This window comes from Bifidobacterium ramosum, from assembly GCF_009299505.1.
In the GTDB taxonomy this organism is placed as follows: Bacteria; Actinomycetota; Actinomycetes; order Actinomycetales; family Bifidobacteriaceae; genus Bifidobacterium; species Bifidobacterium ramosum.
In genome coordinates, this window is the sequence record NZ_WBSM01000001.1 from 412,994 (window position 1) to 435,424 (window position 22,431).

At 63.1% G+C, this 22,431-nt stretch carries 21 protein-coding genes and 3 tRNA genes; 14 read left to right on the top strand and 10 right to left on the bottom strand.

All coding sequences use genetic code 11. From position 1 onward, the window contains the following. Nucleotides 1-20: 20 nt before the first annotated feature. Entirely contained in the window at nt 21-1,421 is a 1,401-nt protein-coding gene (gene tig, locus DSM100688_RS01575) for a trigger factor (protein WP_152357408.1), read from the top strand. Nucleotides 1,422-1,545: 124 nt separating this feature from the next. Beyond that, nucleotides 1,546-2,925, top strand: a complete 1,380-nt coding sequence (locus DSM100688_RS01580) for a chloride channel protein (RefSeq protein WP_152357409.1) — start codon at nt 1,546-1,548, stop codon at nt 2,923-2,925. A gap of 72 nt (nt 2,926-2,997) precedes the next feature. Here the strand turns inward: DSM100688_RS01580 and DSM100688_RS01585 are convergent, their stop codons facing one another. The 5 genes from DSM100688_RS01585 to DSM100688_RS01605 all read right to left on the bottom strand — a co-directional run bounded on the left by DSM100688_RS01585 (nt 2,998) and on the right by DSM100688_RS01605 (nt 4,465). Continuing rightward, entirely contained in the window at nt 2,998-3,225 is a 228-nt protein-coding gene (locus DSM100688_RS01585) for a hypothetical protein (RefSeq protein WP_152357410.1), read from the bottom strand. Nucleotides 3,226-3,233: 8 nt separating this feature from the next. Beyond that, nucleotides 3,234-3,530 (bottom strand): hypothetical protein, encoded by a 297-nt coding sequence (locus tag DSM100688_RS01590; protein WP_152357411.1) that lies wholly within the window; start codon nt 3,528-3,530, stop codon nt 3,234-3,236. A 150-nt stretch (nt 3,531-3,680) separates the two neighbouring features. After that, nucleotides 3,681-3,893 (bottom strand): hypothetical protein, encoded by a 213-nt coding sequence (locus DSM100688_RS01595; protein ID WP_152357412.1) that lies wholly within the window; start codon nt 3,891-3,893, stop codon nt 3,681-3,683. Next, on the bottom strand, nt 3,886-4,158 hold the full coding sequence (locus tag DSM100688_RS01600; RefSeq protein ID WP_163146768.1) for a DUF4160 domain-containing protein: 273 nt from the start codon (nt 4,156-4,158) through the stop codon (nt 3,886-3,888). The genes DSM100688_RS01595 and DSM100688_RS01600 overlap by 8 nt, the downstream gene beginning before the upstream one ends. Beyond that, a complete protein-coding gene (locus DSM100688_RS01605) occupies nt 4,142-4,465 on the bottom strand; it encodes a hypothetical protein (protein ID WP_152357414.1) in 324 nt (107 codons plus the stop codon). The genes DSM100688_RS01600 and DSM100688_RS01605 overlap by 17 nt, the downstream gene beginning before the upstream one ends. A gap of 232 nt (nt 4,466-4,697) precedes the next feature. Here DSM100688_RS01605 and DSM100688_RS01610 point away from each other — a divergent pair, with 232 nt between their 5' ends. Together DSM100688_RS01610 and DSM100688_RS01615 are read left to right on the top strand one after the other, a co-directional pair. Continuing rightward, nucleotides 4,698-6,182 carry a class I SAM-dependent DNA methyltransferase gene (locus tag DSM100688_RS01610; RefSeq protein ID WP_152357415.1) on the top strand — a complete coding sequence of 495 codons (1,485 nt, stop codon included), beginning with the start codon at nt 4,698-4,700 and terminating at the stop codon, nt 6,180-6,182. Continuing rightward, nucleotides 6,182-7,273 (top strand): restriction endonuclease subunit S, encoded by a 1,092-nt coding sequence (locus DSM100688_RS01615; protein WP_152357416.1) that lies wholly within the window; start codon nt 6,182-6,184, stop codon nt 7,271-7,273. The genes DSM100688_RS01610 and DSM100688_RS01615 overlap by 1 nt, the downstream gene beginning before the upstream one ends. Nucleotides 7,274-7,293: 20 nt before the next feature. On the opposite strand, the gene DSM100688_RS01620 is transcribed toward DSM100688_RS01615, so the two are convergent. Continuing rightward, nucleotides 7,294-7,479: an aminotransferase gene (locus DSM100688_RS01620; RefSeq protein WP_152357417.1), complete on the bottom strand. Its 186-nt coding sequence runs from the start codon at nt 7,477-7,479 to the stop codon at nt 7,294-7,296. Nucleotides 7,480-7,510: 31 nt separating this feature from the next. After that, nucleotides 7,511-8,080, bottom strand: coding sequence for a helix-turn-helix domain-containing protein (locus tag DSM100688_RS01625; protein ID WP_239519273.1), 570 nt, complete (start codon nt 8,078-8,080; stop codon nt 7,511-7,513). A 274-nt stretch (nt 8,081-8,354) separates the two neighbouring features. Here DSM100688_RS01625 and DSM100688_RS01630 point away from each other — a divergent pair, with 274 nt between their 5' ends. The 10 genes from DSM100688_RS01630 (at nt 8,355) to DSM100688_RS01675 (ending at nt 18,778) form a co-directional block, all read left to right on the top strand. Continuing rightward, nucleotides 8,355-9,572 carry an ATP-binding protein gene (locus tag DSM100688_RS01630; RefSeq protein ID WP_152357418.1) on the top strand — a complete coding sequence of 406 codons (1,218 nt, stop codon included), beginning with the start codon at nt 8,355-8,357 and terminating at the stop codon, nt 9,570-9,572. Nucleotides 9,573-9,655: 83 nt separating this feature from the next. Continuing rightward, nucleotides 9,656-13,132, top strand: coding sequence for a DEAD/DEAH box helicase family protein (locus DSM100688_RS01635; protein WP_152357419.1), 3,477 nt, complete (start codon nt 9,656-9,658; stop codon nt 13,130-13,132). 120 nt (nt 13,133-13,252) lie between these two features. Beyond that, nucleotides 13,253-13,858, top strand: coding sequence for an ATP-dependent Clp protease proteolytic subunit (locus DSM100688_RS01640; protein ID WP_152357420.1), 606 nt, complete (start codon nt 13,253-13,255; stop codon nt 13,856-13,858). 5 nt (nt 13,859-13,863) lie between these two features. Further along, nucleotides 13,864-14,589 (top strand): ATP-dependent Clp protease proteolytic subunit, encoded by a 726-nt coding sequence (locus tag DSM100688_RS01645; RefSeq protein ID WP_152357421.1) that lies wholly within the window; start codon nt 13,864-13,866, stop codon nt 14,587-14,589. A gap of 139 nt (nt 14,590-14,728) precedes the next feature. Further along, on the top strand, nt 14,729-16,102 hold the full coding sequence (gene clpX, locus DSM100688_RS01650) for an ATP-dependent Clp protease ATP-binding subunit ClpX (protein ID WP_152357422.1): 1,374 nt from the start codon (nt 14,729-14,731) through the stop codon (nt 16,100-16,102). 117 nt (nt 16,103-16,219) lie between these two features. Beyond that, nucleotides 16,220-16,293: transfer RNA gene (locus tag DSM100688_RS01655), tRNA-Arg, on the top strand. Nucleotides 16,294-16,327: 34 nt separating this feature from the next. Beyond that, a tRNA-Arg gene (locus tag DSM100688_RS01660) sits at nt 16,328-16,401 on the top strand. A gap of 48 nt (nt 16,402-16,449) precedes the next feature. After that, nucleotides 16,450-16,523, top strand: a tRNA-Arg gene (locus tag DSM100688_RS01665). A 178-nt stretch (nt 16,524-16,701) separates the two neighbouring features. After that, on the top strand, nt 16,702-17,964 hold the full coding sequence (gene nhaA, locus DSM100688_RS01670; protein ID WP_152357423.1) for a Na+/H+ antiporter NhaA: 1,263 nt from the start codon (nt 16,702-16,704) through the stop codon (nt 17,962-17,964). 28 nt (nt 17,965-17,992) lie between these two features. Next, the gene (locus DSM100688_RS01675) at nt 17,993-18,778 is read left to right on the top strand and encodes an LOG family protein (protein WP_152357424.1); all 786 of its coding nucleotides are present in this window, start codon (nt 17,993-17,995) and stop codon (nt 18,776-18,778) included. Here the strand turns inward: DSM100688_RS01675 and DSM100688_RS01680 are convergent. The 3 genes from DSM100688_RS01680 to DSM100688_RS01690 are packed head-to-tail and all read right to left on the bottom strand — an operon-like array spanning nt 18,768 to nt 22,392. Beyond that, the gene (locus DSM100688_RS01680) at nt 18,768-19,439 is read right to left on the bottom strand and encodes an O-methyltransferase (RefSeq protein WP_152357425.1); all 672 of its coding nucleotides are present in this window, start codon (nt 19,437-19,439) and stop codon (nt 18,768-18,770) included. The genes DSM100688_RS01675 and DSM100688_RS01680 overlap by 11 nt on opposite strands. A 56-nt stretch (nt 19,440-19,495) precedes the next feature. Then, complete coding sequence (locus DSM100688_RS01685; RefSeq protein WP_152357426.1) at nt 19,496-20,437, bottom strand: succinate dehydrogenase/fumarate reductase iron-sulfur subunit; 942 nt, start codon at nt 20,435-20,437, stop codon at nt 19,496-19,498. Between the two features lie 59 nt (nt 20,438-20,496). Continuing rightward, nucleotides 20,497-22,392, bottom strand: a complete 1,896-nt coding sequence (locus DSM100688_RS01690) for an FAD-binding protein (protein WP_152357427.1) — start codon at nt 22,390-22,392, stop codon at nt 20,497-20,499. Nucleotides 22,393-22,431 lie beyond the last annotated feature (39 nt).

Here is a 22,431-nt window from a genome sequence, read left to right on the forward strand (position 1 = left end):
ACTTTTCAGGAGCGTCTAGCGTGAAGATCAGCGTCAGGAACCTCGAGCCCACCAAGGTGAAGCTCACCATCACCGTCGAGCCGGAGGAGTTCAACCCCTTCCTCGATGAGGCCCGCAAGGAGATCGGCAAGCAGGTGAACATCCCCGGCTTCCGCAAGGGCCACGTGCCCGGCAAGATCATCGACCAGCGCGTCGGCTTCGCGGCCGTCGCCGGCGAGGCCGTGAACAACGGCGTGCCGGAGCTGTACTCGCAGGCCCTCGACGAGAAGAAGATCCGCCCGATGGCCCAGCCGGAGATCGACGTGCAGGAAGTGCCGGCCTCCGCCAAGGACGAGACCAAGCTCAAGTTCGTCGCCACCGTCGAGCGTCGCCCCGACATCGAGCTGCCGGAACTCGAAGGCATGACCATCGACGTCGCCAAGCCGGAAGTCACCGACGAGGACGTGGCCAAGCGCCTCGAGACCCTGCGCCAGCGTTTCGGCACCCTCGTGGGCGTCGACCGCCCGGCCGGCAAGGGCGATTTCGCCAACATCGACCTGAGCGCCGAGATCGACGGCGAGGTCGTCGACTCCCAGGAGGGCGTGAGCTACGAGCTCGGCTCCAACACCATGCTCGACGGTCTGGATGAGGCCCTCGACGGCCTGTCCGCCGGCGAGGAGACCACCTTCGAAGGCACGCTGGAAGCCGGCGAGCACGAAGGCCAGAAGGCGAACGTCAAGGTCAAGGTCAACTCCGTCAAGGCTGAGGAGCTGCCGGAGCTCAACGACGACTTCGCCCAGGATGCCTCCGAGTTCGACACCCTCGATGAGCTCAAGGCCGACATCCGCAAGCAGATCGAGCAGGACGGCGAAGCCCGCCAGGCCACCGAGGCCCGCGACGCGTTCCTCGCCAAGCTCGCCGAAGGCGTGGAGATCCCGGTGCCGAAGGGCGTGAAGGCCGATGCCGCCACCGAGCACCTCAAGTCCCTCACTGCCGACCCGGACAAGGCCACCGACGAGCAGAAGCAGCAGGCTGAGGAAGCCGCCGAGAAGGAACTCAAGGATCAGATCCTCCTCGACACCCTCGCCGAGAAGCTCGACGTCAAGGTCTCCCAGGCCGACGTGTTCAACTTCCTCGCCTCCATCGCCCAGCAGTACGGCATGGACCCGAACGCGTTCATCAACGCGATCGTGAAGAACGGCCAGCTCGGTTCCGCCGTGGCCGAGGTCGGCCGCTCCAAGGGCCTGCTCGCCGGCATGCGCGCCGTGTCCTTCACCTCCGCCGGCGAACCGCTCGACCTGAGCGCCTTCCTCGGTGATGATGAGGCTGCCGAAGACGCCGCCGAGAACGAAAGCGTCGAGGCCGCGTCCGCCGCTGCCGCCGTCGCCGACGAACTCGCCGCCGACAAGGGCGACGAGGCTCCGGCCGAGAACGCCGAGTGAACTGCGACGCGCGCGATAGCGTAGCGTGATGCACCGTACAGGGCTTGGAATCGTAAGGTTCCAAGCCCTTGTCATTTCTGCGGATGACTGAGGACGACTGCGGACGATGAGGAAAGGACGGGCGATGGATAGGAAACGTCTTGGATGGATGGCGGCGGCGACGCTGGTGCTGGGGTCGGTCATCGGCGTCGGTGCCGGATTGCTGACGCTGCTGCTGTACGGCATCGAACAGCTCATGCTTGGCTATGTCGAGGGGGCCGCGGCTCCCGGACCGTTCGGTGTGCCGGCCGTGCGCCGTGCGATCTCGGTCACGGTCGGTCTGAGCGTCGCCGGCGTGATCTGGTGGCTGCTGCGTACGAGGACCACGAAGGTGCCGTCGGTCAAGAAAGCCGTCGCCGGCGATCGCATGCCGGTCTGGCAGACGATCGTGCATGTCTGCCTGCAGATCTTCATCGTCGGCACCGGCGCGTCGATCGGCCGTGAGGTCGCGCCGCGCGAGCTCGGCGCGATGCTGGCGCAACGGTTCTGCGACCTGTTCAGACTCGATGACGTCGATCGGCGTGTCGTCGTCGCGGTCGCAGCCGGCGCCGGACTGGGCGGCGTGTACAACGCGCCGTTCGCCGGCATGTTCTTCGCCGTGGAGATTCTGTTGGCGGATGTGGCGATCGAACGCGTCGCGTTCGGGCTCGGCATGTCCGCGGTCGCGGCGTTCGTCGCCGCGACCGTCAAAGGCCGGCATGTGTTCTATGACATCGCGCTCATGCAGAACGATCTGACGCCGACGATCATGCTGGCCGCGCTGCTGATCGGCGTGGCCTGCGGCGTGGCGGGCGCATGGTTCCGGCGTGGTTCGCAATGGGCCGAATCGCATAAGCCGACCGGCACGGCGATCCTGTGGCAGATGCCGCTCGCCGGCGTGCTCACCGGCCTCATCGCCATCGTGGTGCCGCAGATCATGGGCAACGGCCGTGCGGCCGCGCAGCTCGGGTTCAGCACGGTGTCGCTGATGCAGGGGCTTGGATTAGCCGCCGGCGACGATGTCGCGATGAACGCCGTGGCCGCCGCGGAACAGGGGATCGCGGACGGGTCGAGTTCGACGGGAACGCCGGTCTCGCCGTGGACGCTGCTCGGGCTGGACGGTCAGCAGTCGCAGCTCGCCGTCGTGCTGCTGGTACTGGTCGTCACGTTCGTCGCCAAGGCCGTGGCCACGCTGCTCACGATCCGTTCCGGTGCGTCAGGCGGCGTGCTCCAGCCCGGCATCGCGCTCGGCTCCACGCTCGGTGCGATGATCGGCGTGCTGTGGACGCTCGCGTTCCCCGCGGACTCGGTCACCGCCTGCGCCCTCATTGGCGCGGCCGCGCTGCTGTCCGCCTCCCAGCAGGCCCCGCTCATGGCCATGTGCCTCGTGTTGGAACTCACCGCCGCCCCCAGCGCGTTCTATGTTCCCGTGGGGCTGGGCGTCGCCGTGTCGGCGTTCCTGTCGCGCCAGCTGTTGCGCAAATAGGCGAGAGCGTGGATGGCGAGGGCCGATGCCATTCGCCGCACCGAACCGAACCATCCATGCGGGATGACATCGTCAGTCTTCGTCGTCCCGATGCACCCATTCCGGATGCTCGTCGATGAGCTTCTGGAACCACGGTTCCATCGGCCGGTCCTTCGGCCAGTGCTGCGGGTAGATGACGGTCTTCCCGGGCGTGCCCGGGAATCTACCGGTGCCGATCAGCGACTCCCAATACTGCATGCGTTCTTCCGACACGTCGACCGGCGAACGGTCGATCGACGGCCGGACCATCGTGCTCGTCATATCTCCTCCTAGGCCAATCCGAATTCGTGCAGGAACTTGGTGGTCGCCTGATTCGCATGGTAGAGCACCCGCAATGGGTGGCCATGCCGATCCTGATACGCTCCCGCGTCATAGGCGACCATTTCGATCATTCTACCGCTCGGATCGCATCCCAACGCCGTGATCTGCAACGGGTCCGTAGAAGGGCGGTTCTGGTGGAAAAGCTGGTTTCTCCACGCATATGAGACATCTTCGGGGGAAAGGTGTCTGCCATTGCCGTCTATTGTGCGACAGTGCAATGCATAGTTCGGGCTGATATCGGCCATGTCGTCTCCTTCGCTGTATTGCAGGGCGTTATTTCCACGGTAGACGACGTCATGATGGTCCGTCCAGCCGAACCGGGGTATGTGGTCGAACGGTTGGGAACGTTGGAATATGGCGGTTGTGCCGTCGGATGGGGGGGGGTTGTGGATAAGTCATGTGCCGTCGTGATGCCGTTGGGAGAGATGCGACCGCAGTCGGCTGATATCCTCGTCAGACGCTCCCCAATTGCGTGCGACGGTGTACGAAGGAACGTCGAACAGCACCGTGGCGAGATCGGTGTCGCGTTCGCAGATGATCCGGCGGTTGAGCGGGTTATAGTACAGATCGTATGCGCGGTAGCGGCCGAGGAATGTGAGCTTAGGCATGGAATCGTACATAGCCGAAGATCTCCTGCCATGAGACGACAATGTCAGGGGAGACGGATCGAAGAAAATCGGTGATGCCGCGCAACTCCTTTGCCGTCATGCCGTTTCCGGCTCCGTCCAGCAGAACGTCACCGTTCTCGAGTATCCAGAATGTTGCGGCGTTGGGAGATTGCCGTCCGCGGGCGACGTGCACGTGGACGGGCTTGTCGCTTTCGTTCGCCCAGAAATAGATGAGAAAACCGTGGATTCTATACAGACCAGGCATGATCAAGACCGCCTTCCCGTGCATATCGCATGATCGAGGTCATGCCGCGGGTGGTGGTGATGAGGAACGACGATGATTCTTCCTTGGTGAAGCCGTCGTTTTCGGTCAGAATGCCGTCGGGAAGCTTCACCTCGGCATGCTTGCGGCCATTGTCGAAGAATACGCGCACGCTGCCGTCCGGCTGTATGTCGGAATGGGTGACCTTCGTTCCGTCGCCGGTTTCGTAATAGTCGTACACGTGCATGATGACCTCCTTGACGCGATTCCATTGTAGGGCAGGAGGCGGGAGAGAGCCGAGGGCGTTCATCGTTGATCCTTTCGTTATTGGGCGTTGTTCCAGCGTATGGTGACGATGATGCGTCACGCAAGCCGAACCGGGGTATGTGGTCGAACGGTTGGGAACGTTGGAATATGGCGGTTGTGATGTCGGAAGGGGGTTGTGGATAACCGGACGACTGCGTGGCGTCGGCATATCGGACGGTAGAGTTGGGAGGAATGCACACCGTGACGGGACGTACGAGATCGACGGAAGGGATGCGATGATCACCGGAGCCGTGAAGAACAAGGTCGACGACATCTGGCAGCGCATGTGGGAGGGCGGTATCACCAACCCGCTCGAGGTGATCAGCCAGCTCACCTACCTCATGTTCATGAAGTCGCTCGATGACCGCCAGCTCGAGGCCGAACAGATGGCGCAGCTCACCGGCGCGCCGCTCGCCAACCCGGTGTTCCCGGACACTCCCGAAGGCCAGCGTTTGCGCTGGCACAACTTCAAGAACGAACCGGCCGAACAGATGTTCGCCACCGTGTCCCAGCAGGTGTTCCCGTTCCTGAAGACCCTGCACACCGGCAACGCGTTCGCCGACAGCATGGAGGACGCCTCCTTCGGCTTCAACAAACCGAAGACCCTGGAACGCGCGGTCGCCGGCATCGACGACCTGCTCACGAACATCGTCAAGGATCAGGACGATCTGGGCGACCTGTACGAATACATGCTGAGCAAGCTCAACACGGCCGGCGCGAACGGCCAGTTCCGCACGCCCAAGCACATCCGCGATCTGATGGTGGGGCTGCTTGACCCGAAACCCGGCCAGCTGATCGGCGACCCGGCATGTGGCACGGCCGGATTCCTGATCTCCGCAGCCGAATGGATCCGCCGCACCTATGGCGAGACGATGAGCGCCGACCAGTGGAATCTGTTCGAGGGCGACCAGTTCGCCGGATTCGACACCGATCAGACGATGGTGCGCATCGCCGCGATGAACATGCTGCTGCACGGCGTCGAACACCCCGACATCCGCAACCAGGACAGCCTGTCGCGCCTGAACACGATCCGCGGCAGATTCGACGTGATCCTCGCCAACCCGCCGTTCACCGGTTCCGTGGATGTCGAAGACATCGACGACTCGCTCAAGGCCATCGTGGAGACCAAGCAGACCGAACTGCTGTTCGTGGCCCTGTTCCTGCGCATGTTGAAGCTCGGCGGTCGTTGCGCGTGCATCGTGCCCAACGGCGTATTGTTCCGCTCCAACGCGAAGGCGTATCGTGAACTGCGCCGCGAACTCGTGGACCATCAGCGGCTCGAAGCGATCATCTACATGCCCTCCGGCGTGTTCAAACCGTATTCGGGAGTGAGCACCGCGATCCTCGTCTTCACCAAAACCGACGCGCCGAACAGCACCGACAAGGTCTGGCTGTACAACATGGAGCACGACGGCTACACGCTCGACGACAAACGCGACGAGGATCCGACTCACAACGACATCCCCGACATCCTCGCACGATGGAAGAACCTCGACGCCGAAGATGCCCGCGAGCGCACCGAGCAGAGCTTTATGGTGACCCGCGACGACATCGCCGCGAACGACTACGACTTCAGCTTCAACAAATACGTCAAGGTCGAATACGAACGCAAGGAATACCCACCGACCAGCCAGCTCATGGCCGAACTGCGCGAGCTGAACGCCAAGTTCGCGGACGGTCTCAACACCCTCGACGCCATGCTCACCAAGGACGGTGAGTGATGGGGGATCTGGTTGATTTCAAGGATGTATTTGCCGATGTAACCCGCAAGGCGGTCAAGATTCCCGCGAAAGCGTATGAGCCTGAGGGAATATATCCGATTATTGATCAGGGACAGAATACTATTGCCGGTTATTCTGATTCTGAGAACGGTATTTATGATGATGTTCCCGCAATCGTATTTGGTGACCATACTTGCGCGGTGAAGTACGTGGAGGAACCATTCTTCATCGGTGCCGATGGAACCAAGGTACTTAAGCCATTGCGTTCCGATGATCTGAGATTCCTCTTTCATGCGTTGCGATATTATGCATCCCGATTGCCGGGTGAGGGAGAATACACCAGGCATTTCAAATGGCTGAAGGAATGTGTATTCGTCATTCCTGATATAGATGAGCAACACAGAATCGCAAACATTCTGGACGGTATCGAATCGCAGATTGTTGTTGCCAAGCAGATGCTCGCCAAAGCCGACGAACTCATCCAATCCCGCTTCGTCGAGATGTTCGACGATCCGACGGTGTCCTCTGACAAGATTCTTGGTGATGTTGCCGATATTCAGACGGGTGCTACTCCGCTTCGCTCAAATGCTGAGTATTACGATGGCCGTATTCCGTGGGTGAAAACCGGGGAGATCGATTATTCAGTTATTAAGGATGCTTCTGAGCATATTAGCGATAAAGCGGTGCAGGAGACGAATTGCAAATTATTTCCGATTGGCACAATCCTGATCGCAATGTACGGCCAAGGCAATACGCGCGGTAAAGCCGGCATTCTTGGTGTTGAAGCTGCTACTAATCAGGCTTGTGCCGCTGTCCTGTTGGATGCAGGCATATGCAATCCAATGTTTATGCTGTGGCAGCTGAAGCTGAAGTATGAAGAGTTGCGCTCGATGAGCTTGGGCGGTAATCAGAAGAACCTCAGCCTCGGGATTGTCAAATCGCTTTCAGTAAGTGTGCCGCCCCTCGCCCTGCAGAACGAGTTCGCCGAGTTCGTCACGTCGGTGGAATCCCTCAAATCCACCACCCGCCAACAGCTCGACCGCCTCACCACCCTCTACGCCAGCCTCACCCAACGCTACTTCGCCCAATAACAGATGGTCCTAAGTAAATGTTAGCTGCGTTCGTAGAGCGCGTCGAGGATTGGATACAGTCGTTCGGCGAATCGAGGTAGACCGCAGCGTTGGAGCAGGTATGCATAATCGGGCGTGAAAAACCGTTCTTCGGCGAGACGAAGCACCAGATCGTTGACGATCTCGCCGAAGAGGCTGCATGTGTCGAAAAATACGGGGAAGCTCATAGATCGCCTTTCTGCCGATCGGGTGACGTCGTCAGGAGAGCAGGGGATTGTCCAAAGTCGCCCGTGGATCCTCGTCGGCGGCGAGATCGTCGAACGTGCTGATGTTCTCGCGGTGCCGGGCGTTCATGTACTCCTGCAGATCGGCGAGCAGCACGCGACGGTGGCGGCCGACCTTTTCGAACGGGATTGCGCCATCTTCAAGCAATTTCACCAACGTGGGGCGTGAAACGCCGAGAAAATCGGCGGCATCCTGCGTGGTGAGCATCGTATCGTACGGTGCCACGAACACGGCCCGGCCGCGGGACAGCTGATCGGCGACCTGCATCAGCACATCCGCCAGTTCCGGGGTGAGCGGTCGTGCCGGAAAGCCAGGCACCTTAAGCGTCGCAACAGGGAAATCCGATTGACCGGATATGTCGTCAAACACGGCATCGGGAACCTCCCTTGCATCCTGTGCGATATGAGACAGGGCTTCCTTGATGTCCATAAGCCGGCGGCGATCCTCTGCGTTGGGCAGATAGGTCGTCGCGTCGTTGGCGAGACTGCGTGTTCCCATAATGGATCCTCCTTTTTGGCTGTAGCGGCAATCATGCAATGCCATATCAGCATATCAATAAACGAAATATTCGAAAACTCTTGCGTGTTCGCTGAGTTCGTCGCTTCGGTGGAGTCCCTCAAATCCACTACCTGTCAGCAGCTCGATCGTCTGGGCGCCCTCTGCGCCAGCCTCACCCGACGCTACTTCGCTTAGCGCCGACGGGCATCGACATGCAAGTAGTTTTATTTATTCCAGAAAAATGAAATAAATAAAATGTATTTGAATAATTCTGATATTATTGGAGAGTGAAAGTTGAGATTGCCTACATAGGGAGGTGATGGTGGTGATTGATCGGCCGCTATACCTGAAGAAACTTGACGCATGGAAGGACCGTGACGTTATCAAGGTGATCACCGGCGTGCGCCGTTGTGGCAAATCCACATTGATGACGTTGTGGAAACAGCGGCTGATCGATGAATACGGCATCGACCCGTCTTCCATCGTGCATATCAACCTTGAACTGCTGGAGAACGAGCCGCTGCTTGAATACCATCGGCTGTATGGTGAGATCCTCCATCGGCTCGACTCCTCGGCCGGCCGACGCTACGTCCTACTGGACGAAATCCAGAACGTGCCGGACTTCCAAAAAACACTGGACGGCCTGCAGGCTCGAGGAGACATGGACATCTACGTCACCGGATCGAACGCCACGCTGTTGTCGGGCACGTTGGCGACTCTCATCTCGGGCCGGTACGTGGAAATAGCCATGACACCGCTGTCGTTCGCCGAATACATGGGCGCAGCCCCCGTGCAAAGTAAAACTCCCCAACGCGCATGGTCCGAATACCTGCATGACGGGGCCCTGCCGGCCACACTCGCCCTCGCCGGCGATGAATCGCTGCTCCACGACTACCTTGACGGCATTCTCAGCACCGTGTTGTTCAAAGACGTGGCCGCGCGTCTCGGACTGTCCAACATGGCAGCACTCGAAACGATCACGCGCTACATGTTCGACAACATCGGCAACCTCACCAATCCCAAAGCCATAGCGAATGCCATGACCTCATCGGGCACGAAGATATCCGCCCCCACGGTGTCCAACTATCTGGAAGGGCTGGCCGCTGCATTCATCTTCTACCCGGTGCAACGCTACGACATCAAAGGCAAACGTGCATTACGACAGGAACGCAAGTACTATGCCGTGGACCTCGGCATGCGTCGCGTGCTGTGCTCCGGCAACGTGCGCGACACCGGTCGTCTGCTGGAAAACGTGGTGTTTTTCGAACTCATGCGACGGGAGGGGGAAGTGTACGTCGGGCAAAGCGCCGGCGGCGAGATCGACTTCGTGACCAACGGCGCCACCGGACGACGATACTATCAGGTCAGCGAATCCGTTCACGACCCGAACACGTTGGAACGAGAGCTGTCATCGTTGCGCGCGATACGCGACAATTATCCGAAGATGCTTATCACGCTGGATGACGAACGCCCTGTATCCCACGAAGGCATCCGGCAGATCTACGCGTTGGATTGGTTGCTCGAGACTCGAAGCTAGCGGTTTGCGGATGGACGCCTGTTGTACGATAGCGTTGGACGGGCGGCGACGGATGCCGCGACGTGGCGCATAAGGAGACGGATATGGCCAACTTCTCGTTTCTGCAAGGCCAAGACGACTACGCGATGTTCGCCGATGCGTGCCTGGAAGCGGAACGTGCGTTGTCGCTGTCGCCGACCATCAGCGCACTGGCCGCGCGCCGCGCGTTCGAATTCGCCGTCAAATGGACATACGCCGCCGACGACACCATCAAGCCGCCATACAAGGACAACCTGCAATCCCTCGTCCACGAACCCACCTTCCGCGCCGCGCTCGCCGACAACCACCTGTGGGAATCCCTGCAATACGTCATCAAAGCCGGCAACATGGCCGCCCATCAGGGCGCGCAGCTCAAACCCGAAGACGCGATGTTCTCCCTGAGCATCCTCTTCACGTTCATCCAATGGATCGACTACAGCTACGGCCGCCGCTACGTCAAACGCACCTTCGACCCCAAACAGGTCCCCGCCGTCAGCCGCGCTCTCGCCGCCAAGGAACGCAAGGCGCAGGAAGACGCCGCACGCAAGGAATACGAAGCGCAACTCGGCGAGCAGACCAAACAGATCGCCGAACTCGAAGCACAGGTGCGTGCCCTGAGCAGCCAGCTCGCCGCACGCAAGGCCGAACAACCCGCCGTCGAACACGTCTCCGCCGACGAATTCAGCGAATACCAGACCCGCACACGCTTCATCGACCTCGACCTGCAACTCGTCGGCTGGAACACGGCCCGCGACGTCATCGCCGAATACCCCGTCACCGGCATGGAAGGCAACCCCGGGCAGCAAGGCTACATCGACTACCTGCTCAACGGGCGCGACGGCAAACCGCTCGCCATCATCGAAGCCAAACGCACCGCCTACGACCCCGCCAAAGGACTCCAACAGGCACGCCTCTACGCCGACTGCCTCGAACGGCAATTCGGCTACCGGCCGCTCATCTTCCTCTCCAACGGATACCGGACCTACTTCGTCGACGACGAGCACGGCTCCTACCGTCAAGTCGGCGAAGTCTTCGCCCAGGACGACCTGCAACGCATCATCGACCGCCGCCGCACCGCCATCGACCCATCCACGGTCCCCGTCAACCTCAACGTCGCCGGCGGCAACGGGCGAGCCTACCAGCTCGAAGCCATCCAGGCCGTCTGCGACAACCTCAGCCAAGGCCAACGCCGCAGCCTGCTCGTCATGGCCACCGGCACCGGCAAGACCCGCGTGTCCGCCGCGCTCGCCGACGTGCTCATGCGCGCCGGACTCGTCAAAAACGTGTTGTTCCTCGCCGACCGCGTCGAACTCGTCGCGCAGGCGAACAGCGCGTACGGCGAATACTTCCCCGACTGGTCGCTGTGCAACCTGTGTTCCAACAAGCACGACACGGACGCGCGCGTTGTGTTCTCCACCTACCAGACCATGATCAACGCCATCGACGTGGAAACCGGCGCGGACGGCAAACCCGCGTTCTCCGCCGGACATTTCGACCTCATCATCGTGGACGAGGCGCACCGGTCGATCTTCAAGAAATACAGGGTCATCTTCGACCATTTCGACGCGCTCATGGTGGGGCTGACCGCCACGCCGCGCGACGACGTGGACCGCAACACCTACGACTTCTTCCACGTGCAGCACGGCGTGCCCACCTTCGTGTACGAGTACGCGCAGGCGCTCGCGGACCATGTGCTCGTGCCGTTCGTCAACGTCGAGGCTAAAACCAAGTTCATGGACGAAGGCATCACCTACGACGACCTGTCCGACGAAGACAAGGAGCGCTATGAGGAGGACTTCGGCGACGGCGACACCGATGACGACGGGGAGGACTGCGACACGGACGGCGGCACGACGAACCTGCCCGCGCACATCGACGCGGCCGCGATCAACACCTACGTGATGAACCCCGCCACCGTGGACACCGTATTGCAGGACCTGCACGACCACGGCATCGCGACCGACGGCGGCGAACGACTCGGCAAAACCATCGTCTTCGCCGCCAACCAGGCGCATGCGCGCTACATCGTCGAACGCTACACGGCGCTCTACCCCAAGGAATCGGCGCACGGCTTCATCAAAACCGTGCTGCACGGCGACGATTACGCGCACAGCATCATCGCCGAATTCAAACGCAAGTCGCTGCCCGTCATCACCGTCTCCGTCGACATGATGGACACCGGCGTCGACGTGCCCGACGTCGTCAACCTCGTGTTCTTCAAACCGGTGCGCTCCAAAATCAAGTTCTGGCAGATGATCGGCCGCGGCACGCGGCTCAGCCCCGAACTCGACTGCGTCGACAATGTCGACGGCGAATACGTCGGCAAACGCCGCTTCAAGATCTTCGACTACTGCGGCAACTTCGCGTTCTTCCGCGAACGGACGAACCCGGTCGAAGACAAGCTCGCCGCATCCGTCAGCGAGCGCATCTTCGCGCGCAAAGCCGAATTGGTGCAGGCGTTCCAGTCGAGCACGTTCACGGACGATCCGCAGACCGTCCGGTGGCGCGACGACCTGATCGCGGACCTGACCGGACAGATCGGCTCATGGGACACGAACACGGTCGGCGTGAGGCTCAAACGCGAATACGTGGAACGATACCGCACCGCCGACGCATACACGTTCCTCAACGACCTGAACGTACGCGAACTCACCCACGAACTCGCGCCATTGGCCCACTGGGACGAACAAGACACGTACGCGCTGCGCTTCGACGCGCTCATGTACGGCATGATGGTCGCCCGTGCGGCCGGCGAACCGGCGAAGGCCTATACGACCAAGCTGCGCACGATCGCCGTGCAACTGGGCGAACGCATGACCATCCCGCAAGTGCAACGGCAACGCGAACTGGTCACGACGATCATCAACGACGACGGATACCTCTCCGGACTGCCGGTGAGCGAACTGGAGCACATGCGCGTCCGACTGCGCGACCTCGTCCGATTCATCGCGGACACCGGACGACGCAGGACCATCATCACCGACCTGACCGACCCGCTCGTCGAACGTACCGAAAACCAGCCATTCGACATCGCCGAACACTACGACGACTACCGTCTCAAAGTCAACCGATACGTCAACGAACACCACGACGACGAAGCGATACGCAAACTCCGGCACAACGAACCATTGGACGCCGACGACTACAGCGAACTCGAACGCGTGCTCGTCCACGAACTCGGCACGCCTGCCGAATACGAGACGGCATACGGATCGCTGCCGTTCGGACTGCTGGTGCGGCGCATCGCCAAACTCGACCATACGGCCGCCATGAACGCGTTCGCCGAGTTCATCAACACGCACACGCTCAACCAGGCGCAGATCGGTTTCCTGCACACCGTCATCGACTACATCGAGCACAACGGATACCTCGACCCCGAACAACTCACCAGACCGCCGTTCGACCGACCAAGACCGATGTTCAAACTGTTCGACACGAAACAGGCCATGGACCTGATCCTGTGCATCCGCAAGGTGCGCGACAACGCCACGGTGCCGGGCGGCACGGCGGGCGGTGCGGTGGACAGGGCGCTCGCCGGCTGACGGGCGCATCGCTATGCGGGTAGCCGAAAATGGGCGTCGCGGGCGGCGGCGGTCGCTTTGAACGGGTAGAGTAGCACAACGTAATGTATTGTGAACCAAGGAGATAAGGTGGCAGGATTCATGACACCCTCACCCACGATGGGCGAAGGCGACGCCCCGTCCATGGTGGATCCGATTTTCAACCGGCTGCTCAAGGACCGCATCATCTGGATGGGTGAAGAGGTCAAGGACGATATGGCCAACCGCATCTGCGCCCAGATGCTGATGCTCGCGGCAGAGGATCCGAAGAAGGACATCTGGCTGTACATCAACTCGCCGGGCGGTTCGATCACCGCCGGCATGGCGATCTACGACACCATGCAGCTCATCGAACCCGACGTGGCGACCGTGGGCCTGGGCATGTGCGCGTCGATGGGCCAGTTCCTGCTCAGCTCCGGCACGCCGGGCAAGCGCTTCCTGACCTCGCATGCGCGCGTGCTCATGCACCAGCCGTCCGGCGGCATCGGCGGCACCACCACCGACGTGCGCATCAACGCCGAGCTCATCATGGACATGAAGAAGACCCTCGCCGAGCTCACGGCCAAGCAGACCGGCCACACCGTCGAGGAGATCTACCGCGACAACGAGTACGATCACTGGTTCACCGCGCAGGAGGCGCTGGAATACGGTTTCGTCGACAAGATCGTGTCCACGCACGACACGATGAGCGCGAAGGAAGGGGAGTGAGTCACATGGCATCCGAGGAAGCGAAGTTCGTCGCACGCGCCGAACGTCTGGCCGGTCCGGCCGGCGTCGTCGGCTTCATGCCGGCCGCCGCGCGCGAGGCCGCGTTCGCCGGCCGCGGCATGGCCCCGGCCGCGCCGCAGGACCGGTACATCCTGCCGCAGTTCAGCGAGAAGACGCCGTACGGCATGAAGACGCAGGACCCGTACACCAAGCTGTTCGAGGACCGCATCATCTTCATGGGCGTGCAGGTGGACGACACGTCCGCCGACGACATCATGGCCCAGCTGCTCGTGCTCGAATCGCAGGATCCGAACCGCGATGTGATGATGTACATCAACTCGCCGGGCGGCTCCATGACCGCGATGACCGCGATCTACGACACCATGCAGTACATCAAGCCCGACGTGCAGACCGTGTGCCTCGGCCAGGCCGCGTCCGCGGCGGCGATCCTGCTGGCCGCCGGCGCCAAGGGCAAGCGCCTTATGCTGCCCAACGCGCGCGTGCTCATCCATCAGCCGGCCATCGATCAGGGCTTCGGCAAGGCCACCGAGATCGAAATCCAGGCCAAGGAGATGCTGCGCATGCGCGAATGGCTCGAGACCACGCTCGCGAAGCACACCGGACAGGACATCGAGAAGATCCGCAAGGACATCGAGGTCGACACGTTCCTGACGGCCCAGGAGGCCAAGGCGTACGGCATCGTGGACGAGGTGCTCGAACACCGTTCGTGAATTTCATGACGGATACCCTCAGCCGGGTTCGGCCGAGGGTATCTTTGTATGTGGCCGCATAGGGCATGGCCGTGCGGCGCGGACGCACGGGATGCGCGGCGCGCGGCACGGGCCGCGGCCGGCGAGACGAGGGAGTGACATGGGACGCGTGGTGAGCTACAACGAGGACGTGCCGCGCTGCACGTTCTGCGGCAAGACCGAACACCAGGTGCGCAAGCTCGTGGCCGGACCGACCGCCGCGATCTGCGACGAATGCATCGAACTGTGCGTCGAGATCATCTCCGAGGAACGGCGGCGCAACGCCGACGTCAACGCGCTCTCGCTGCCCAAGCCGGCCGAGATCAGCGCCTACCTCGACCAGTACGTCGTCGGCCAGCAGGCGGCCAAACGCACGCTGTCCGTCGCCGTGTACAACCATTACAAGCGCGTCAACATGGAGCTGCACGAGGCCGCCGACCAGCTGGGCGGCCGAGCCGACGGCCGTGCGGACGGCATGGGAGCCGGGGTGAACGGTGCCGGGGCGTCGAGGCGGCGCGGCACCGACCCGCTCGACGGCGTCGAGGTCGCCAAATCGAACATCCTGTTGCTTGGCCCCACCGGCGTCGGCAAGACGTATCTCGCGCAGTCGCTCGCCCGCGTCATGAACGTGCCGTTCGTCATCACCGACGCCACCACGCTCACCGAGGCCGGATACGTGGGCGACGACGTCGAAACCGTGCTGCAGCGGCTCATCGAGGCCGCCGACGGCGACGTCGAACGCGCCCAGCATGGCATCGTCTACATCGACGAGATCGACAAGATCGCCCGCAAATCCGGCGAGAACACGTCCATCACGCGCGATGTGTCCGGCGAGGGCGTGCAGCAGGCGCTGCTCAAGATCCTCGAGGGCACCATCGCGTCCGTGCCGGTGGAGGGAGGCCGCAAGCACAAGGAGCAGGAGACCGTGCAGATCGACACGCGCGGCATCCTGTTCATCTGCGGCGGCGCGTTCGTGGGGCTGTCCGACATCATCTCGCGGCGCGTCGGCGCGCGGGAGACCGGCTTCGGCGCCGCATGGCACGATCACGAGGTGCGGCCGGAGGAGCTGCTCGAGCAGGTCAGCGCCGACGATCTCGCCGAATTCGGACTGCTGCCCGAGTTCATCGGCCGTCTGCCGGTCGTGAGCGTGTTGGACGAGCTGACCGAGGACGATCTGGCGCGCATCCTCGTCGAGCCGCGCAACGCGCTGACCAAGCAGTACCGCAAGATGTTCGCCGCGGATGGCGTGGATCTCGCGTTCACCGACGAGGCGGTGCGCGCGATCGCCGCGACCGCGATCACGCGGGGGACCGGCGCGCGCGGCCTGCGGTCGATCATTGAGAAGACGTTGGAATCCACGATGTTCACGCTGCCGAGCCTGGACGACGTGGGACAGGTGATCGTGGACGCCGCGTCGGTCAACGGCACCGGCGAGCCGAAGCTCGTGCGCGCCGAGGAGACGACGGTGCCGGTGCGGCGGAGGCGTGCCGCCTGACGGTCGCGCATGCGATGGCATGCGGTGAGAACGGCCTGATATGGCGCGACACGCCGAATGTTGCGATTCCGGCGATGGTGTTGTAGTTTATACGGGTTGCCGAAAACAAGACAACATGCGCCAGTAGCCCAGCGGATTAGAGCAGCTGACTACGGATCAGCAGGTCGCAGGTTCGAATCCTGTCTGGCGCACGCCTCTGGCCACAAGAGGTTAAAGAGTGGTGTTGCGCCAGTAGCCCAGCGGATTAGAGCAGCTGACTACGGATCAGCAGGTCGCAGGTTCGAATCCTGTCTGGCGCACGAGCTGTGAAGCGATTCACGGCACAACCAATAACCGAATAACGGTATGCGCCAGTAGCCCAGCGGATTAGAGCAGCTGACTACGGATCAGCAGGTCGCAGGTTCGAATCCTGTCTGGCGCACGCTGAAACCCCTTGTTTCCGCATGGAGACAAGGGGTTTTTCAATACGTCCGGCCGGGAGACTCATCACGGCTACGCTCCGGGCGAAATAGAACATATGTTCGTATACGATGGAATGACCGATCCCGCGGCAAGCGGGCGGTGCGTGGAAGCGATACCGAGCGGATATGGAGGATGACATGGGCGTACGACGTGGATTCTGGGGCACGGCGCGGCACATCGCCGCGTCGGACCGTCTGTCCGGCCTGATCATGCTCGGATTCGCGCTCATCGGCCTGATCCTCGCGAACCTGCCGGCCACCGCCCACCTGTTCGAAGCGGTCGCGGAGACGCACATCGCCGTGCCGCACACCAACCTTGACCTGCCGATCGGCCATTGGGCGCAGGACGGCCTGCTCACCATCTTCTTCCTGACCGTCGGGCTCGACCTCAAACAGGAGCTCACCACCGGCTCCCTCGCCAATCCCAAGGCGGCGGCCGTGCCGATGCTGTGCGCGGTGGGCGGCATGATCGCGCCGCCCATCCTGTTCGTGGTGGTCACGTTCCTGTTCGCCGCATATGGGCCCGGGGACCCGGGCAGCGTGATTCTGCCGACCACCGGCGGCATGATCCCGTTCGCCGAGACCGTGCACGGTTGGGCGGTGCCCACGGCCACCGACATCGCGTTCTCACTGGCCGTCCTCGCCCTGTTCGCCAAAGGGTTGCCCGGCTCGATCCGCGCGTTCCTGATGACGTTGGCCACCGTCGACGACCTGTTGGCGATCATCCTGATCGCCGTGTTCTTCTCGTCGGTGAACGCATGGTACTGGTTCGCCGGCATCGCCGTATGCGCGGCCGCATGGGCCGTGCTCGTGCGCATGCGCCGCGTACCGTGGATCGCCGTCGCCGTGGTGGGCGTGCTCGCCTGGGTGATGATGTTCGAGGCCGGCATCCATCCCACGCTCGCCGGCGTGCTGGTCGGCCTGCTCACGCCGGCACGGGAACGGTTCGGCGAGGCCACGCCGCGCGCCGAACGCTACGCCGACAAGCTGCAGCCGTTCTCCGCCCTGCTGGCGCTGCCGATCTTCGCCTTGTTCGCCACCGGCGTCCACTTCGAGGCGCTGACTCCCGAACTGCTGCTGTCCCCGGTGGTCATCGGCATCATCGTGGCGCTGGTGGTCGGCAAGCCGCTGGGCATCATGACCACCGCATGGCTGTCCACGCATCTCGGCGGCCTGAGGATGGCCGAAGGACTGCGCGTGCGCGACATGTTCCCCGCGGCCTGCGCCTGCGGCATCGGTTTCACGGTGTCGTTCCTCATCGCCTCGCTGGCATACACGAACATGGAGCTCTCCGCAGAGGCGCGGTTCGGGGTGCTCATGGCCTCGCTGATCGCCGCCGCCGTCTCCGGCGTGCTGCTCAGTAGGCAATCGCAGCGGTACGCCGCCCGGCAAACGGCATGAGCATATGAGCCTATGAAGGAGGACTCGCATGACGAACGATCACGACATTCACGGTATCCACGACGTCCACGCCACCGGCGGCAATCCGCTCGGCGCGACATACCAACGCGGGCCGGCCATCATGCGCGGGCCCATGATCCCGGCCGACAGCAGCACCGCCAGCCTGCTCAAACACGATGACGGCGCCGTCTGGCGGGACCTCGACCCGTGGCGCGTGCTGCGCATCCAATCGGAGTTCGTCGAAGGCTTCGACGAACTCGCCGGACTCGGACCGGCGGTCAGCGTGTTCGGCTCGGCGCGTACGCAACCGGACAGCGACGACTACCGTGCCGCGGAACGTATGGGACGCATGATCGCCGAACGCGGCGTCGCCGTCATCACCGGGGGAGGGCCCGGCATCATGGAGGCCGCCAACAAAGGCGCGGCCATGGCCGGTGGCAAGTCGGTCGGCCTCGGCATCGAACTGCCGCATGAGCAGGGACTCAACGATTATGTGAACCTCGGACTGAGCTTCCGCTACTTCTTCGTACGCAAGACCATGTTCACCAAATACTCGTCAGGCGTCATCGTCTGCCCGGGCGGTTTCGGCACATTCGACGAGATGTTCGAAGTGCTGACGCTCGTGCAGACGCACAAGATCACGTCCATGCCCGTGGCCCTCTACGATACGGTCTATTGGCGGGGCCTGTTCGACTGGCTGAACGGCACGGTGAAGGACCGGGGCATGATCTCCGACATCGATCCGAATCTGGTGGTCATGACCGACGACGTGGACGAAGCGGTCGCCGTGGCCACGTCGTCGATCAGCGCTTGACGGCGACGAGCAGGCCGGTGCCGCTGGGCGTCAGCGTCGAATCGAACCGTTCATCGGACTCCACGACGTCGATGAACTCGCGCATGGCGACGGCCTTGTCGCCGCGGTCGGCGGGATTGAGCACGCCGCCGTTCGCGCCGGCCGTCTCCAAGGCCAGTACGTCGGTGAATACGACCGCGCCGTGGCCGCGCAGCAGACGCGGCGCCTGATCGAACGTCGCCGCATAGTTGTCGGCGTCACCCGCCACGACGATCAGATCGTAATCGTCGCCGTTCAGACGGGGAAGGAACGTGCCCGCCGGAGCGTTCACGGCACGCAGTTTGGTGGCGGTATAGTCGGACAGTTTCGCGAACGCGCCGCGGATCAGGCCGATGCCCTGCGCCGACGAGTCGACGGCGGTCAGCTGGCCGGCATTGCGCAAGCCGCTGACCAGCTGCAGCGTCTCCACCAGGGAACCGGTGCCCACGGCGATCACCGACGTCGCGCCGGTCAGCTGGACCAGCGTCGCCAGCAGCTCCGCCTGCGCCGCCGAACCCTGCGGGAAGCCGGCCTCCTCGGCCTGCCGGCGCATCACGTTCAGAAACGACGCCTGACGGGAGAACGCGTGATCCTCCGCATACTCCCAAGCCTTGGCGAGATTCGTGTACGACGTCTTGTCCATAACCACCTACCGTTTACCGTGTATATCCGCGATCCGCACCCGCATATGGCGGGAGCTCAACGTTCTTTGACCTTGGCGACGATCTGCCACATCTCCTCGCCGACATCGATGCCGCGCGGGCATTGTCGCGAGCAGGCGCGCACCGACTGGCATGCAGCCACGCCGTCCGCCGTGTCGATCGCGTCGAGACGCGCCGCCGTGGCCGTGTCGCGGGAATCGTTGACGAACCGGGATGCCGCGATCAGCGCGGCGGGGCCAATGAACGCGTCGCCGCCGGCGAACACCGGGCAGCTGCCCTCGCACACGCCACAGGCGATGCAGTTCGACAGCATCTCGTATTTGGCGAGCTGTTCGGGCCGTTGCAGGTATTCGAACACATCCACCTTGCCGTCATGCGTGGTGGCGAGCACGCCGTCGGCCTGCAGATACGGCTTGAGCTTGCGGATCTGGTCGAGCATCGGATCGATGTCGGCGATCAGATCGCGCTGGACGGGGAAGCCGGGAAGCGGCGCAAGCTCGATCACGCCAAGCCCATCCGATGCGTCGGTCCCGGCGTCGGGCAGAGTCGTCTCGTCATCGGCGTCGCCGGTGTGACGGAAGCCCTCGTCGTCGGGCTGCGCGAACGGGTTCGGACGCTGCGCCCAATCCTTGACGGTCGCGGTGCACAGCAGCGTCGGCGTGCCGTTGATCGCGACCGCATCCGAACCGCACATGCCATGCCCGCACGAATACCGGAAGGCGAGCGTCGGATCGACGGTGCGCTTGACGGTCAGCAGACAGTCGAGCACCGTGTCCTCCGGGCGGACGCGCAGCGTATACTCCTGCGTCCACTGCTTACCGCGCGGACGACGGTTGCGCGACGCGCCGCCGCCGAACGGGGATCCGCCCTTCTTGGCGAACGGACTGCCGCCACGAGCACCGCGGTCACGTTCGGGACGCGGGGTGAACCGGTTCACGCGCAACGTCACCGTGGTCAGCGCATCGTCCATGCCGCTCATACTTCCTGCCTCCTGATCACACCGGAATCGACATTACATTGTGCCATAAGCCGTGGCCGTCAGTATGCGCGCGCCTGGGGCGGGTAGTCGACGATATGCACCGGCTGCCAGAGCAGCCCGTCGCCGGAGCACATCGAGTGGGCGAGGAAATGCGCATCGTCACGGTCGGGATAGTCGAGCCGCTTGAGCGAGCCGCGCGACTCATGCCGTGCGTCGGAGGCGCGCAGCACCGTTTCGCCCAGCGACACCAGATGCCGCGCCTCCCAGATCGCGGTGACCTCCTGGTTGAACGCCGCCATGTCGCTGTGCGCGTGCAGCGCGGCTGCACGCGGCGCGAGCTCGTCATGCAACGCGGCGAGCGCCGTGCCGATCGTGTCGGCGCTGCACCGGACCGCCACGGCCCGTTCCATGACGCGGCCGAGATCGGCGAGCAGCCGGTACGGATTGTCGTCGATAGCGTCGGACGCGCCGTTGGCCGCATCATCCGCGGCGTCGGCGGGGGAGAGCAGCATGGCGAGTTCGTCCTTGCGCGCGGCCGCGGCCGCATCGACCGCCGCCGTCAGCGGGTCGTCCGTCGTATCCGCCGCATCGGCCATCGGATCGTCGACCGGATGTTCGACGATCCGCGCGGCCAACGCCAATCCGGCACGGTTGCCGAACAGGCAGGCGTCGAGCAGCGAGTTGCCGCCCAGACGGTTCGCGCCATGCACGGACACGCACGAGCATTCGCCGGCGGCGAACAGTCCCTCGACCACCGTACGCCGACCGGCATCGTCGCCGGCCATCCACCGGTATACCTCGCCGTCCGTCGTGATCGGAATGCCGCCCATCGTGTAATGCGCGGTCGGTTTGACCGGCACCCAATGCTTGGCGGGATCGATGTTCGCGTATTTGCGGATCGTTTCGACCACCTGCGGCAGCACCGCCTCCATATGATCGCGGTCGATGCCGGTCATATCCAGCCACACGCAGTCCTTCGGGCCGTCGGGATCCTTCGGATCGGCCACGCCGCGGCCGGCGTCGATCTCCGCCATGATCGACCGGCTCACCACGTCGCGCGCCGCCAGATCACGATGCTCCGGCGCATACTGCGCCATGAACGCCTCGCCGTCCGCGTTGCGCAGTACGCCGCCCTCGGCGCGCGCCGCCTCGGACAGCAGAATGCCCGTATGCGCCAGACCCGTCGGATGGAACTGCACGAACTCGGCATCCTCCAACTGCAATCCCGCGGCCAACGCCAACGCCATGCCGTCGCCGGTCAGATCCCACGAATTCGACGTCGTATGGAACAGGCGTCCTGCGCCGCCGGTCGCCAGCAGCACATTGCGCGCATGGATCGCATGCACGGCACCGGCATGCGTATCGTAGGCGACCACGCCGGCGACACGGGAACGATCGGCATCCAGCACCAGATCGGTCACGTACCATTCCTCGGCGAACTCGACGCCGGCCGCCACGCACTGCTGCCACAGCGAATGCAGGATCTGATGGCCCACGCGGTCGGCCGCATACGCCGCGCGACGCACCGGCTCCCTGCCGAAATCCTTCGTGTGGCCGCCGAACCGGCGTTGCGCGATACGCCCGTCGTCGGTACGCGAAAACGCCACGCCGTCACGTTCCAGATTGATCACCGTCTGCGGCGCATACTCGGCCAGCAGTTTCGCCGCATCCTGATCGACCAGCCAATCGCCGCCCTTGACCGTGTCGAAATAATGCCATTGCCAGTCATCGGCCTCCACGTTGCCCAGGCTCGCGGCGATGCCGCCCTCGGCGGAACCGGTGTGCGAACGCAACGGCTGCAGTTTCGAGATCACCAGGATCCTCGGCTCGACGCCGTCATCGCGCAACCCGCGGATCGCATCGGAACGCAGCATTCCCAACGCCGCCGACAGGCCGGCCGCGCCCGCGCCGACGATCACCGCATCATACATGTCTTCGATATGCTTCGGACTCATACCCACGATTGTCGGGAGACGTCGGGACGAAGCGTCGGC